Here is a 15,464-nt window from a genome sequence, read left to right as displayed (position 1 = left end):
TATTTATCGTTACGGTGTGGGATACTTATCCAACTTGAACCATTCGGCAAACTCATTACGGCTAATTTTCTTAACAGGCTTCACCTTGTTACTCTCTATGCTATACCTATAAAGTATCATTTGATCAGATGGGTACTCACTAATGTAATCCAGTATTTTTCCGTTTTTTTGCCACAGAATCAGATTGGTACTAATATAATTGGTTGCCCTTGGCAGGTATATAAAGCTCTCTTTCTTTACATTGTAGATGGCTAGTGAGCTCTTGGAGGGATCTCCGTAAGAGAAGGCTATCTGATCTTCGTTGGGTGCCCAGTTATAGGCTGCAATGGTTTCTATGTTTTTCTTTCCTGCTTTTTTCAAGCGTTCATTTAATTCCGTCTTGTCACCTGTTTGAAGGTTAAGCAGCATCAGAGTGTTTCCTGAGCTGCGTTTTGCGTTTACAGCAAGCCATGTCTTGGAGTTGGAGGCAACAACACTTGTGATATCGAGCCAACTGTCCTCCAAATCACTCGTTTCAATCGTATGTTTCTGGTTCCCCTTGGTGACGACAATGGATTGAATTACGTTTTGTTCAAATGTGGGCTTACCTTCCAACTTCACTGTAGTAGCGGTTAAAGTCATATTTCCTCCTTTCCAGATGATTTTGTTGGTACTGTTGCTCTTTTTAAACGGTTTGACGCTTGAATAGATGGAAGGAGTTACAGAAGGCGCATTAACGGAACGTTGTGAAATTTGTTCTGGTGTGGCTGGTTTGGCACCAACAATAGATGACGATGTAGTCGTCAATCCCCCCAGTAATAACACAGTTGAAAACCAAATAGCAGCGTTGTTCATCTTGGTATCTCCTTCCGCTGATGACAGTTTATAACCCTCAACATATCGATTCCAAAATATACCTTCGTTATATAAACGGTAAAATTGTAAAAATGTTTCTTTTTTGATCGTTATTTATCTATTTTGATACAGAGAAAACATCTTGTGAGCATTCCGGTTTGGACAAAGATTAGCCATGATTGAAAAAGTGTAATTAAATTTCATAAAATATTTGACTTGTGAAATTTTATATCATATACTGGGTGAAATTATGGCAGGATGACGTGTTCATCGGGGCTGGCGGGAGGTTGTGAATGGATGGATAAAGGCAGCTATCCGATGTGGGAGCAATATCGCTTGAAACGGGAGCATTACATCATTGGACTGATGTCAGGCACGTCCCTCGACGGGACGGATGCGGCATTGGTGCGTATTCTGACAGATGACAGCGGGGCATTGCAAAAGATCGATCTGGTTGACTTCGTCTGCGTACCGTACTCCAATGAATTGAGAGAAGTGCTGATTCGACTATGTTCACCAGAGACGGCACGCGTGGATGAGCTGACGGCTGCACATTTTGGCGTATCGGAGTGGTATGCTCACAGTGTCAGAGAGCTTATTCGATCCTCAGGAATCTCATCCGGTCAGGTGGATGCGATCAGCATGCACGGACAGACTGTATGGCACGCACCAGTAGCCTCGGCTTTTCCAGGCCCAGCAGGCGAGAGTCTTCCAGTAGTATCCACGTTACAGATTGGCGAAAGCGCCGTTGTACGTGAACGAACGGGCCTGCCAGTGATCGGCAATTTGCGGGCACGGGATATGGCGGCTGGCGGGGAGGGAGCGCCACTTACCCCTTATGCCGATGCGTTGATGTTCCGCAGTCCGGAGGAAGGACGTCTGGTGCAAAATATCGGTGGTATTGGCAACGTTACGGTGCTGCCATCAGCGTCTTCTAATGAAGGCATTTCGGCTTTTGATACGGGACCTGGCAATATGGTGATGGACGCGATCGTACGCCAGGCGACAGGTGGGCGGCAGCACTATGATCCGAATGGAAGCATCGCCGCACAGGGAAAGTTCGATCAGGATCTGATAGATCTCTGTTTGGACGATACCTATTTCAAAAGGCTGCCTCCCAAGAGTACCGGACGTGAAGTGTACGGTGTGGCATACGCATCACGCTTGATGGAGATGGCCGCTGCGCGTTCCTTATCCCTGGAAGATACGCTGGCTACCGCCACTTGTCTGACCGCGGAGACGATCGTGAGAGCAGTGAAGGATTTTATCCTGCCTAAGGTGCACATATCGGCTATGCTCGCCTGCGGTGGCGGCACTTCCAATGCCACGTTAATGGAGATGATCCGTCAGAGACTCCCGGAAGGCATCCGTTTGGAGCGAACAGCGGACTATGGTATACCAGATGATGCCCGCGAGGCCATTGGATTTGCCCTCCTTGGCCATGAGGCACTTATGGGTAGAACGAACACGCTCCCGGCAGTAACCGGCGCAAAACACGCCGTAATATCGGGCCACCTGACACTGTAGTGCAGCAAGGCTTTTGAATGAGTTGGTGATGCAAGGGCGTTTAATCAATTAGACTCTATTGGAATTATAGGATAAAATGCTTGTACATGAAGGCAGTACGGAAAGGAGGAGCGGATGGAAGGCATGAAAGGTGGACTTGTACGTTTACGCGCATTAATGGATGACTTGACTCCGTCGGAACGGAAGATCGGAGCTTACATTCTCGATCATCCCCAAGAGACGGTTCAGTCCTCGGTGGCACAGCTGTCTGAACGGAGCGGGGGCAGCCCGGCTGCCATTATCCGTCTCTGCAAATCACTGGGTGTAACGGGTTTTCAGGAGCTAAAGCTGAAGATTGCCGGAGATTTGCAGACAGGTGAGCAATATCAATATACGGAGATTCGTCCCCAGGACTCCATGGAGAGCATTATTCAGCATGTGTCCGCAAACAATATTCAATCGGTGAAGGATACCGTTCATATTTTGGACCCGCGTCTGGTGGAACAGGCAGTGGATGTGCTTCATCGGGCAAACCGGATCTTTTTCTACGGGGTGGGGGCCTCAAACCTGATTGCGCTGGATGCACACTACAAGTTCATGCGAATCAATCGCACAAGCTTTTCGTTCGCCGATCCGCATATGCAGATTTCGTCTGCAACGACGCTTCGCGAAGATGATGCGGTGGTATGTATCTCGTATTCAGGGGAGACTTCGAACGTAATCTCCTGTCTGAAGCATGCTCGTGAAGGCGGTGCTGCAACGATTAGCATTACCAAGTGGGGGAGTAATACGCTCAGCAGTCTGGCGGATGTACCCCTGATGATTACTTCCACCGAAAGCGATATCCGGAGCGGAGCAACTTCGTCACGCATCGCACAGCTGAACGTGATCGACATTTTGTATCTGGCGATTGCCAGCCGCGACTACAACCAGTCGGTGGAATATTTGGAGAAGAGCCGGCAGGCTATTCTGGAGCATAAGTGAAGTAGAATCATATGAATCCCTTTCTGTTTATACAGGAGGGGATTTTTTTGAAGGACTATATCCGCTTTTAGTATAAAAAAGTCAAAAAAAGAACCCAGACTAATGTCGGGCTCTTCTCATTCAACCTCTAGTCATACCCCTTTACGGCTCAGGAAGGCCCCACAATGGCGGCGCGGACAAATCCGTCAGCCAGATCCAGTCTTCGCTGAGCTTCCACGGCGTCCACGCCTGCCATTAACATGACGATTGCCGTTTTTACATGACCGTCTGCTCCGGCAAAGGCCTGTTCAATGTCCGCTTCGTTCGCTCCGGTCGCCAGATGGATCATGCGTTTGGCCCGATGGACAAGCTTTTCATTCGAAGGGTTCAGGTCGACCATGAAATTACGATAAACCTTTCCCAGACGAATCATGGCGGTAGTCGTAAGCATGTTCAGAATCATTTTCTGGGCGCTACCGGCTTTCATACGTGTTGAACCCATGACAACCTCTGGGCCGACAACAGCCTCGATGCTCACATCAGCCAAAAGGGTCATCGGCGTACCTGCGTTGTTACTCAGGCTGATCACCGTAGCTCCGATCTTCTTGGCGTGTCTCATCGCACCCAGCACATACGGCGTCCGGCCACTGGCTGCAATGCCAACCACGACATCGTTTTCGTCTAATCCATGTTCATCAAGGTCCGTGGCTCCCAATTCCTCGCTATCTTCAGCACCTTCCACCGGGTCCTTCACTGCCCGGAATCCCCCTGCGATAATACCCTGTACCATGGAGGGCGGGGTTCCGTAGGTAGGTGGGCATTCCGAAGCGTCAAGTATCCCCAATCGTCCACTGGTTCCTGCACCTACATAGAACAGCCTGCCGCCAGACTGAAAGGCCTCCAAGATTCGGTCCGCCGCTTGGGCAATGACCGGAATCAGGGGTTGAATGAGCTCCGCAATCCGTTGATCTTCCTTATTAATTAACTCCATAATTTCTGCCGAAGGCAATTCATCTATATGATCCGTTAGTGGATTGGGTTGTTCCGTTAGTAGTGAGTTCAGCATGTGATTCATCCGTATGGCCTCCTTCTCTCTTTTAAAATGATTCATTCAGGAAACATCGTCTTCTTGCCAGTTGTGCTGCACCAATCACTGGAGCAGGGGCATCTTCACGATATACAAAGTCCAACTCTCCATAATATCCCGATAACTTCTGGATAAATGTATTTCGGAAAAGTTCAGCGTATCGAAACAATGATCCGGACAGGACAACCTGAGTAGATGCAAATTCGGGATGACGGGCAATCAGCGCCTTGGCGGTATCCGCCAGTTGTGCAGCTTCATCGATGATCAGTGCCCGGGCAGCCTCATCCCCGGATTCAGCTGCTTCTATAGCCAGACGGGCGATGGATGCGGTCTCGGTTTTGCCCCAATTCGACTGATACACCAGCGACTTTAGCTCCGATATATCCCGAAGTTTAAGTTTCTTTAGAAGAAGCGGGGTTAAACGGGTGGGAGGAAGAACACCGTCATAGCTCTGCATAGCCGCTTGAAGTGCACGCTGTCCAATACGATAGCCGCTCCCCTCATCTCCGAGCAGATGACCCCACCCTCCTGAACGGTACCGCTCTCCTTCCTGCGTAAATCCGTACACGATGGACCCTGTTCCAGAGATGCACAATACACCGTGAGTATGTCCAAGAGTGGCCATCAGGGCAATCTCTCCTTCGGATACAACCCAGACTGGACAGCCTTCTGATCCCTGTCGATTGCGGCTCTTCATATAGTTATTTACTGCGTCGGCTATAAGTTGCCGCTCTTGAACTGTATCTACACCTGACATTCCGAGGCATATACCTTCACAATTTGTCGATAAATCACTTTTTAGATTAAATAGCTGTTCCAGCACTCGTTGCAGTTCGGAAAGGGCCTGTTCCAGTGGTACGCTGTGAGGATTCGTGGGACCACCGCTGAGCCGGGCGAGAATTTCGCCAGATTCAGAAATGATTGCTGCATCAGTATTGGTACCGCCTCCATCTACGCCAACATATACTCGCAAAGTGGCTCACCTCGATTGCTTGAGTTTTCTTTTTACATAGTATAGAGGCATAAAATGAAAAAGTAAAATTAAATTTTATAATAAAAAATAATGTTGAATTTTTATTTCATAGCTCATATAATGAACTCAATCTACAATTTTGGAAGGAATTAATACTGTTAATGTCAACTAAGTTGACGTTAATATTGCATTTAAGAGATTAATCCTGCGTACGTTCAGGTCTAATCCATAAGGGAGGTGCATTTTCCTTACTGTCACGCTCAATAGTCTGTTAAGCCGTTTAAGGATGGATGATTTCAAAAGGGGTAGCATGGTTAGGCAATGCAATTATCGGGAGACGACACGCGAAGGAGATGAAGGGATGAAAAAGAAGGGTCTGGTATGGGCAATGTTGTTGATGATGGTCTGGGTTACTGCCTGCGGGAATGGCGGGGGCGCTGCTTCAGATGATCCCAATGCGGAAGATACGGTGACCGTATGGACTTATCCGGTACATGGGACATATGAAGATGAACTGAAGGATCTGATCGTTGATTTCAATAAAGAACACCCGAACATTACCGTGAAGACGGAAATGCTCTCCTGGGCGGAAGGGCCCAAAAAATTCGATGTCGCTCTGAACGCGGGCAATCCGCCGGATCTTTACTTTCATAGTGTAGACGGCACGTATGTGAATACAGGATTGGCACTTGAGCTGGACAGCTACCTGACACCTGAGATCAAGGGTGACTATTTGCCAGGTACGCTTGAATTAGGTCAGATCCAAGGGAAACAGTACGGACTACCGTTGTATCAATTCCAATGGGCATGGGGTGGCAACAAACGCATTCTGGAGGAAGCGGGTATTGACTGGAAATCCATTCAGCAAAATGGCTGGACTTGGTCCGAATTCAACGCTGCCGCAGCAAAGCTGACCAAAACGCTGGATGGCGGGGGGAAACAATATGCACTGGTTACCGACGGAACCTCGCTTGATTTCATTGAAATGCTGTCCCGAAACAACGGCATGATTGACGTTCTCGACAAAGCTGGCACGTTCCAATGGAATGATGGCCGCATTCTGGATACTCTCTCATTTATCAAAAACCTGATGGATCAAGGTTATATGCCGAAGGAAACGGCTGCTCTTGCTCCAGCAAAACGGACGGATATGTTCTACGCGGGTGAAACGGCAATCATCTCCAAAGCGATTCCTTATTATGATGTGATGATTCAGAACCGCAACAAGGACATCGATGATGGCAAAGTACAGGGTGAGAAAATTGATTTTGTTCTGCTGCCTGTACCGCATAATGACGATCAACCTGCGGCAACAACGATGGGCGGCGAAGGGTACGTGGCCTTCAAACAGAAGAAGGATAAAGGCGAACAGCATGCTAAAAATACGTTCCTGGTTATGGAGGCACTCAGTGGTGCCAAAGCAGGTAACTCGGCCAACGAACTGGCGCTCCCATTCGTAAGACAATCCCAGGTGGATCTGTTTAAAGGAAAAGAACTTGGTCAACCGGATAATCTGGCTGCTGCAAAAGTAATGGCAGAGAATATCGCTATGCCGGTCGTACTGGAACTGGATATCGACAAAGCATCACAGCAAAAACAATTCAAGGAACAAGTTGTGAAGCCTAACATTCAGGCGCTGTTCTCGGGTGAGAAGACACCGGAGCAGATCGCAGAAGACTTCAAGAACAAAGGCCAGCAGATGTTTGGACAATAACTCGGACCATACAACATAACGCAAAACCACACTGATTAGGAGAGGAGGATTCGCCATGCAGACCGCCCTTGCGCCAAAACCGTCTGTGCCCCGGACTTCCCGGGTTGCCCGGTTTTGGCGAGACTACGGGTGGGCGTATTTGTTTATTTTGGCGCCTGTCCTGCTGTTTCTCATTTTCACACTGTATCCCGTTCTGACGGCTCTCGTGATGAGCTTCCAGAAATACAACATTATGAATTCGACGTGGGTTGGATTGGATAACTACGAGCGTTTGGTGAAGGATGAGACGTTCTGGAAGTCGATTAAAAATACACTCATCTTTACTGTGGGTACGGTACCGGTCAATATTCTCATTACATTTGTACTGTCCTACTTCATCTTCCAGATGAAAAGCAAGTGGCAGACGTTCTTCAAAGCAACATTGTACCTGCCTGCGGTAGCATCCGGGGTAACCATCTCCATCGTATGGCTGGCGATCTTTGACCCGACGGATTCGGGACTGCTGAACCGCTTTCTCGGCCTGTTCGGCCTTGATCCGGTGATCTGGCTGGGCCAGTCGGGAACGGCACTCTTTTCACTTATTCTGATGAACTGGCTTGGATCGCACGGAGCGGGCATTATTCTGTATCTGGCAGCCATGGGTGGTATTCCGAAATCGCTGTATGAAGCGGCGGATATTGATCATGCCAGCGGCTGGACCCAGTTCAGCAAGATTACATGGCCGCTCCTCAAACCAACGACGCTATATCTGCTCGTGACAGGTGTGATCACGTCTTTCCAGGTGTTTATCTCGGTATATCTGATGACACAGGGTGGACCGAACTTTGCGACAACAACGATCGCTTATCTGATCTACGAGACGGCATTCAAGTTCTATGAGTTCGGCTTGGCTTCTGCACAGTCGTTCGTACTGGCGATTATCATCATTGTCATCTCCGTCATTCAGTTCAAATACTTCTCCAGCGATATTGAGTATTAAGCATGTTGCATTAAGCATCCGGGGGTGAATGAAATCTATGAAATCAACTCAGAAAAAGACACTGCTTGTCGTTGCATCCATTCTGCTGGTGGCCTGGGCACTGGTGACGGTCATTCCGATGTACTGGATGTTGGTCGGTTCGGTGCAGGATAGTGCGATGTCAGCGTCCTTCAAACCGCAGATGATCCCGGAGCAGCTGTCGTTGTCACCATATGAGCGCTTTTTTGCCAAAACTGATGCCTGGCGCTGGCTGTACAACTCGCTGCTCATCTCGGTCATTCTCACCGTGACAAATGTGTTCTTCGCCTCCCTGGCGGGTTACGCGTTCGCCAAACTGAAATTTCCGGGAAGTCAGGCGGTATTCTGGACCTTGCTGGGCACGATGATGATTCCGGCACAGGTGACGCTGATTCCTTTGTACATTCTGATGGTCAACGTGTTTGACCTGGGAGATACGTATACGGCCATTATTTTGCCTGCTGCCGTCAGTGTGGGCAACATTTTCTTGATGAAACAGTTCATGTCAACACTTCCGACATCGCTGATCCATGCGGCACGTATTGATGCATGCAGCGAGTTCGGCATCTTCTGGAAAGTGATTCTGCCGATGGCGAAGCCAGGGATCGCGGTGCTGGCGATTTTCACGTTTGTAGCTTCGTGGAATGAATTTTTCTGGCCGTTCCTGATCACTAATTCCAACGAGATGCGCACCGTTCAGGTGGGGCTGGCTTCGTTCGTATTTGCTGAATCAACGGACTTCGGTGCAATGATGGCAGGGGCAACAATTGGTGCACTGCCGATGATCATTCTGTTTTTCTCACTGCAACGTTATTTCCTACAGGGTATTACGATCGGTGCAGTTAAAGGTTAACTGCTAGTTCAGGACAAGCGACAACGTAAAGGGGGATCTACCTATGGCACGCGTGGAGTTTCGCCAAGTGCGCAAAGAATTCAAAGACGATCATAAAGGAACGTTCACGGCTGTGGCCGGCTCGGACTTTGTTATAGAAGATAAGGAATTCGTGGTTTTTGTGGGTCCTTCGGGCTGTGGCAAGACGACGTCTCTGCGGATGATTGCGGGATTGGAAAAACAGACGAGCGGCGACATTGTCATCGGGGAACGGGTCGTGAACGATCTGCATCCGAAGGATCGCGATATCGCGATGGTATTTCAGGATTATGCACTTTATCCGCACATGACCATCCGTGAAAATCTATCCTTTGGCCTGAAAAATCTTAAGAAGCCAAAGTCCTATATTGATGAACAGGTGCAGAATGCTGCTTCCATTCTGGGACTGGAGGCGATGCTGGAGCGCAAACCGCGCGAGCTGTCCGGTGGTCAGCGCCAACGTGTGGCGGTAGGGCGTGCGATTGTCCGTGATCCACAGGTGTTTCTGTTCGATGAGCCGCTTTCCAATCTGGATGCGAAGCTGCGGGTACAGATGCGGGTGGAATTGGGCGAGCTGCATAAGCGGCTCGGTGCCACAATTGTATATGTCACGCATGATCAGGTAGAGGCCATGACACTTGGGGAGCGAATCGTGGTCATGAATCATGGAGATATACAGCAGGTGGCTTCACCGAAAGAATTATATGCGAGTCCGCGTAATATGTTTGTTGCCGGTTTTATCGGTTCCCCGGCGATGAACTTCATTGATGCCCGGATTGAAGGCACGCAGGTTGTCGTGGAAGGTGCATCATTTACCTTGCCAGAGGATGTACTCGCTCGTCTTCAGAGCCATCAGGGCAAGCCGGTGATTATGGGGCTGCGTCCAGAGCATATTTTTGGTGACGACGTCGCTCCGAATATTCCGACAGACCATATGCTGAAGGCGCGGGTCCAGGTAGTGGAGCACCTGGGTTCCGAGAATCTGGTGTATTTCCATTCGGGTGCCCGTACCGTCACGGCCAAGGTTCACCCAGAAACACATGCTTATGTAGGCATGGACAAAAATTTTGTATTGGACCTGCGTAAGGCGCACTTTTTTGACCCGGAGACGGAACTGGCGATTGGACGGGAATAAGAAACGAGCTGCAAGAAAGGGAGTGTGGGGATGCGTAAGCTGAGTGAAGTATTGGTCAAGTCGGGGGCGGAAATCTATCGGGATATTATTCCGGTGGCCCTGTACAGTATTGTCAGCTCCATAGTGCTGGTACCCATTCTGATGTTTGCTCCGCTGCCGATTGCGGTGCTGCTTTTGGCCGTGATTTATATGCCAATCCTGTTCGGTGTCAGTTATGCCGTACATCACAGGCTGGAACGCAAGGAGCGCCGCAATGGGTTTAAGGATATCTGGAACGGAACGATGAAGGGATTTACCCCGGGAGGGGCAGTAGGTGTGCTTTTCGCCGTGCTTGGCTTCATTCTGTGGTCAACCTGGTGGTATTACGGCGGACAGGGCGGGATTACAGGTACAGCAGTGAGCATGTTCCAAACGTTCTTCGTCCTCATGGCGCTGATGTCGCAGTTCTATACGTGGCAGCTTGTTCTGCAAAAGAACATGGGTATCATTCAGGCGATGGGGGAAAGTGTGAAGCTATTCTTCCGTCATCCGGGGTACACGATGGGAGCCTGTTTTCAGGCGCTGTGTCTGACGGCTCTGCTAATGCTGACGGTTGTTGGCTTCGGAGCGTTGTTCGCGGGCATGTTTGCCATCTATCAGCATAAGGTCGCCCTTAATGTGCTTGAACCTGAAGAGGAACCAGTTACATCTGGCGGCAATGACCATCAACATACGGGGTGGATCAGCCAGGGGAATGTGTGATGGGTGTAAAAACTGGAGTGGATCTTCTGTCGGGAGGATTTTCCCACCCATGGTTAACGGATACGCGTATTGGGCTGATGACAAACCCTACGGGTATTACGGCCGATTTTGTCTCTACGGTGGATATTTGTGCCGGGTTGGGAAATGCCAAACTTACAGCGCTATATGCGTGTGAGCACGGATTGGATGGTGAACTTCAAGCAGGTGTTCGATTCGGGCATACGGTGCACCCACGTCTGGGCATACCTGTGCTCAGCCTTTATGGGGAACACAAGAAGCCTACTCCTGCGATGCTGGCTGAGGTGGATACGGTGCTGTTTGACATCCAGGATGTGGGCGTCCGTTATTACACGTATGCATCAACCTTGTTCCATATGATGGAGGCCTGTGCCGAAGCAGGCAAACGCCTGCTGGTGCTGGACCGTCCCAATCCGCTCGGTGGGGATGCGGTAGAGGGAGGCCTGCTGAGCGCAGGGTATGAATCACTCGTTGGCGCTTGGCGTATTCCTGTCCGCACCGGACTGACGGTGGGTGAACTGGCTATGTTGGTGAACAGTGAGATGGACGTACCCTGTGAGTTGGATGTAATTACAATGGAAGGATGGCAGCGCTCCATGGAGTTTACGAATTGTGAGCTTCCCTGGATGCTGCCCTCTCCCAATATGCCCACGCTGGACAGTGTACGGGGGTATGCGGGTACTTGCTTGTTCGAAGGCACCAATGTATCGGAGGGCAGGGGCACCACCCGCCCATTTGAGTGGATTGGAGCACCCTGGATTGAGGGTGAACGACTGGCGGAACGTTTTCGGGAACACAAACTGGAGGGTGTACATGTGCATCCGGTGTACATGTCGCCAACCTTCTCCAAACATGCAGGTGAGCTGTGCGGAGGTGTGAGGATTTTCGTGACGGACAGCAGGGCATTCCGGGCGGTAGATACAGGTCTGGTGCTTTTGCATGAACTGGCGTCGCTCTATCCGGAGCAATTTCGCTGGTTGGAGCCGCCACAGTCGGGTTCCCGTTATTTCATTGATCTGTTGACCGGGGGCAGGAAAGTCAGGGATGTCATTCGTGACCGTGAAGAATTAGTACGCTTGATGGAAGATTGGAATGCAGAGGCAGAGGAGTGGAAGGAACGGCGGAAGCCGTTTTTGCTATACCCATAAAGAGTGAAATTCATCAATAGAATGCCGCGTAATGTACGGATGATGTTTGTCATGGGGAGGAGGCATGGAATGAGTAAGCCAAAAGAGATATACGCGTTGAAGCTGACACAGATGACCCTGCGTGAGAAAATTGGACAAATGCTGCTTTGCGGCTTTCATGGCACCCAGGCTGCCGGGGAAGTGGACGCTTTTCTGCGAAAGTATCCCATTGGCGGCGTAATCTATTTTGCGCGCAACGTCGAGTCGCCGGAGCAGGTAGAGCGGCTATCATCAGGGCTGCAACGGATTGCTGTCGATAGCGGAAATGTGCCGCTTTGGATATCCATTGATCAGGAGGGTGGCATGGTGGCCCGGATTACCGAAGGGATCGCCCTGATGCCGGGACAGATGGCAATTGCGGCAGCAGGTTCCATCGAGGATGCATACCAGGCAGCCTATATCAGTGGTGTGGAGCTGAGATCCATGGGAATTAACATGAACTTTGCTCCGGTCCTGGATGTAAACAACAACGCTGCCAACCCGGTAATCGGTGTGCGTTCATTTGGGGAATCACCGCAGTCCGTGGCAGCGTATGGGGTCAGGAGCATTGCGGGAGTCCAAGATGCTGACATTTCAGCGACAGCCAAACATTTCCCGGGACACGGGGATACGGATACCGATTCACATCTGGATCTTCCGGTTATCCCCCATGATCGGGAACGGGTAGAGCGTGTGGAGCTGATTCCGTTCCGTGCTGCCATAGCGGCAGGTGTCGATGCAATGATGTCGGCACATATTTATTTTCCGGCTCTGGAACCGGAGCGTCTGCCTGTGACACTATCGCGAGCCGTGTTAAGTGGATTGCTTCGTCAGGAGCTAGGGTATGATGGCATGATTGTAACGGATTGTATGGAGATGGACGCAATTGCTGCCAACTATGGCACTGTCGATGCAGCTGTGATGGCGGTAGAGGCCGGCGCAGATCTGGTGTTGATCAGCCACACAGCTCATCTTCAGGCAGGGGCGTTTGACGCGCTGCTGGCAGCCGTACAGAGCGGGCGAATCAGCGAGGCCCGCATTGACGAATCTGTAACTCGGTTGCTGAAGTACAAGGCCAAACGAGGCCTACTCGAGAATGGAATGGACACTGGTGATGATGAAGTAAACGGTTCTGTGTCGACTTCACTCTCCGCTGAGGTAACCGATTCAGCTTCATCAAAGCGCCAAGAGCGTAATCAACTGTTACACCAAGCGGTGGCCCGCCGAATCAGTGAGAACAGCATCACGCTGGTGCGTGATCAACTCAACATGCTGCCTTTGAAGCCAGAACGTACATTGGTCATAACCGTTGCTACATCTGTGACAACAATTGCCGACGAACAGTTGACTCAGGCGGTTACTCTAGGTTCGGCTTTGTCGCACTGCGGTCTGGATGTGGTCGAGGTAACAGTCACGCCAGAGGAGGTTGCCATTCGTTCTGCCCGTCTGCTTCAAGCTGCCGAAGAGGATGACGTTCGCCAGATTGTGGTGGGGACTTATAATGCAGGCAGTGCCTCTGGTGATCCACAGTGCAGGTTGATCGGCTGGCTGCAGCAATTGGGCAAGCCGCTCGCTGTTGTGGCGCTCCGCAGTCCCTATGATCTGCTTGCGATCCCGGAGGTACAGGTGTATGTGGCTGCGTATGAGAGCAGGCCGCTTGCCATGGATAGCGCCGCTCGGGCGCTAATGGGGCATATTCCTTTTGCCGGGAAACTTCCTGTATCCCTTAAGGGGACAGGCGTTAAATGACGAACGAAGCGAAAATATATTAATCCGGATTATGAAGACCAATATAGCAGAAGGGACGATCCTATAATGGACCGTCCCTTCTGCTATATCTAATGAATAATTACAAAATTATTGCAAATTCAGTGCCTGAGCTGTCTTAGCCTCGACTTCATCCATAAGCGAAGTCATATCCATACCCGCATGATTACCGAGCAGAATAATGGTAACATCATCTGATAAATTGCGTGAGAAGGCTGTGGAGAAACCACCGCCGCTACCGTTATGGAAGACGATACGATTCTGATCGTTTTCCTTGAGAATCCAGGCGTAGCCATAATTTTTATCCGAATATGGCTCATACATCTGTTCAATCGTATCCTGGCTCAGAATTTTGTCCGTGTACAATGCCCGATCCCACTTTAGCAGATCGTCCAGGGTAGAGTAGATCGTCCCTGAACCTGATTGTGAAACATAATAAGGGGCAGTCACCCACTGTTTACTCTCCGCAACGAATCCGCTATTTGTATGGACCTTGCGGGAAGCTTCTCCGGAGTTCTTCATGCCGAGCGGCTTCAGGATGGTCTGTTGCACATAATCGGCATAACTCATGCCAGAAACCTGTTCAATAACATAGGCCAGCAGAACATAACCGCTGTTACTGTACAAATAGGCACTACCCGGTTCAAATTTCAATGTTTTGTGCCGGATTTCCTCGACTGTTTCTTCCAATGAAGTGCCCTCACCCCGGCCAAAGGCGGATGGAAGACCTGAAGTCTGGGATAACAGCATATGAAGCGTGATCTGATCTCCCTTTGGTATACCGGAGATGTACTTGGATATTGGATCTTGCACATCGAGCTTTCCTTTTTCCACCAAGCTGAGAATGGAGGCTGCGGTGAAGGATTTGCTCAGAGAAGCAATTCTGGTCTTCTGATCCGGACGATTCAGCGTCTGTTCATCCGCAAGTCCGTAGCCTTGGCGAAGCAGGACCTTTCCATTGCGGGCAATCAGAGCCATGCCGGGAAAATTAATTTCGCGCAAATAGCTGTCTACACTGGTGACTTGACTATTTAATAGGCTTACTTTGTCCGTCTCGATATTAACACTCATCTGCCCTGAGGCTGTACGTTGTACTTTAATATCCGCCTTGAGTGCATTGGCAAGCGCACGGACAGGTAACATCAGGGTGCCATTAATGGTGCGAGATTGCACACCGGAGGACAGACGAACCTGATTAACCTGGATGAAGTCACTGCCAGCCTGATGAACCAGCTTGTCTCGACCAACGGTAATTGTAGCCGTTTTGGTACGAGCTTCCCACTTCAAGGTGCCATTCACAGAGGTAACAACATCTCGCAATGGAACATACGTTGTACCTTTGTATACAAGGGGAGCATTTTTCCACGATTGCTCTTGACCATTTACTTCAATGTGAACTGTTTGCGCCTCTTGTGCTGCAGATGCCGTGAAACTGGCTTGTCCCATAATGGGGCCTGCACAAAGAATGAGGGCTAACAGAATACGGAACATAGATGAATATAATCTGGTAACAGGTTGTTGCACATTTGACTTGCGTAAGATTCGAATCCTCTCCTTCCAGTCGTTTCATGGATAACCAGCTTATGAGATATTGTAAACGATCTCGAAGAGGGGGTCAAAACGGGGAATGAGCAACATTTTCTATTATCCTAACAAAAATAATGTAATTTCGATTCATTTTAGTATCCATAC

At 49.8% G+C, this 15,464-nt stretch carries 13 protein-coding genes; 9 read left to right on the top strand and 4 right to left on the bottom strand.

The window, feature by feature from the left end:
- Positions 1-9: 9 nt before the first annotated feature.
- Positions 10-834, bottom strand: a complete 825-nt coding sequence (locus tag DC345_RS23815; RefSeq protein WP_113055305.1) for a hypothetical protein — start codon at positions 832-834, stop codon at positions 10-12.
- A 297-nt stretch (positions 835-1,131) separates the two neighbouring features.
- Here DC345_RS23815 and DC345_RS23810 point away from each other — a divergent pair, with 297 nt between their 5' ends.
- The gene (locus tag DC345_RS23810) at positions 1,132-2,361 is read left to right on the top strand and encodes an anhydro-N-acetylmuramic acid kinase (RefSeq protein ID WP_113055304.1); all 1,230 of its coding nucleotides are present in this window, start codon (positions 1,132-1,134) and stop codon (positions 2,359-2,361) included.
- A gap of 123 nt (positions 2,362-2,484) precedes the next feature.
- Entirely contained in the window at positions 2,485-3,324 is an 840-nt protein-coding gene (locus DC345_RS23805) for a MurR/RpiR family transcriptional regulator (RefSeq protein ID WP_064642976.1), read from the top strand.
- 148 nt (positions 3,325-3,472) lie between these two features.
- On the opposite strand, the gene murQ is transcribed toward DC345_RS23805, so the two are convergent.
- Together murQ and DC345_RS23795 are read right to left on the bottom strand one after the other, a co-directional pair.
- Entirely contained in the window at positions 3,473-4,378 is a 906-nt protein-coding gene (gene murQ, locus DC345_RS23800) for an N-acetylmuramic acid 6-phosphate etherase (RefSeq protein ID WP_113055303.1), read from the bottom strand.
- A gap of 22 nt (positions 4,379-4,400) precedes the next feature.
- On the bottom strand, positions 4,401-5,363 hold the full coding sequence (locus DC345_RS23795) for an N-acetylglucosamine kinase (RefSeq protein ID WP_113055302.1): 963 nt from the start codon (positions 5,361-5,363) through the stop codon (positions 4,401-4,403).
- Positions 5,364-5,724: 361 nt separating this feature from the next.
- Here DC345_RS23795 and DC345_RS23790 point away from each other — a divergent pair, with 361 nt between their 5' ends.
- The 7 genes from DC345_RS23790 (at position 5,725) to nagZ (ending at position 13,754) form a co-directional block, all read left to right on the top strand.
- Positions 5,725-7,077 (top strand): ABC transporter substrate-binding protein, encoded by a 1,353-nt coding sequence (locus DC345_RS23790; RefSeq protein ID WP_113055301.1) that lies wholly within the window; start codon positions 5,725-5,727, stop codon positions 7,075-7,077.
- 55 nt (positions 7,078-7,132) lie between these two features.
- Positions 7,133-8,056, top strand: coding sequence for a carbohydrate ABC transporter permease (locus tag DC345_RS23785; protein ID WP_079348555.1), 924 nt, complete (start codon positions 7,133-7,135; stop codon positions 8,054-8,056).
- A 37-nt stretch (positions 8,057-8,093) separates the two neighbouring features.
- Positions 8,094-8,927, top strand: coding sequence for a carbohydrate ABC transporter permease (locus DC345_RS23780; RefSeq protein WP_113055300.1), 834 nt, complete (start codon positions 8,094-8,096; stop codon positions 8,925-8,927).
- Positions 8,928-8,970: 43 nt separating this feature from the next.
- Positions 8,971-10,080, top strand: a complete 1,110-nt coding sequence (locus tag DC345_RS23775) for an ABC transporter ATP-binding protein (RefSeq protein ID WP_113055299.1) — start codon at positions 8,971-8,973, stop codon at positions 10,078-10,080.
- A gap of 30 nt (positions 10,081-10,110) precedes the next feature.
- The gene (locus tag DC345_RS23770; RefSeq protein WP_113055298.1) at positions 10,111-10,821 is read left to right on the top strand and encodes a hypothetical protein; all 711 of its coding nucleotides are present in this window, start codon (positions 10,111-10,113) and stop codon (positions 10,819-10,821) included.
- A complete protein-coding gene (locus DC345_RS23765; protein WP_113055297.1) occupies positions 10,821-11,987 on the top strand; it encodes an exo-beta-N-acetylmuramidase NamZ family protein in 1,167 nt (388 codons plus the stop codon). The genes DC345_RS23770 and DC345_RS23765 overlap by 1 nt, the downstream gene beginning before the upstream one ends.
- A 69-nt stretch (positions 11,988-12,056) precedes the next feature.
- Complete coding sequence (gene nagZ / locus DC345_RS23760; protein WP_113055296.1) at positions 12,057-13,754, top strand: beta-N-acetylhexosaminidase; 1,698 nt, start codon at positions 12,057-12,059, stop codon at positions 13,752-13,754.
- A 108-nt stretch (positions 13,755-13,862) separates the two neighbouring features.
- On the opposite strand, the gene DC345_RS23755 is transcribed toward nagZ, so the two are convergent.
- Positions 13,863-15,218, bottom strand: coding sequence for a serine hydrolase domain-containing protein (locus tag DC345_RS23755; RefSeq protein ID WP_181586710.1), 1,356 nt, complete (start codon positions 15,216-15,218; stop codon positions 13,863-13,865).
- Positions 15,219-15,464 lie beyond the last annotated feature (246 nt).

The sequence above is a fragment of the Paenibacillus taichungensis genome, assembly GCF_003287275.1.
In the GTDB taxonomy this organism is placed as follows: domain Bacteria; phylum Bacillota; class Bacilli; order Paenibacillales; family Paenibacillaceae; genus Paenibacillus; species Paenibacillus taichungensis_A.
Note: the sequence above shows the minus strand (reverse complement) of the source record. Positions and strands in the feature narration are given on the sequence as shown.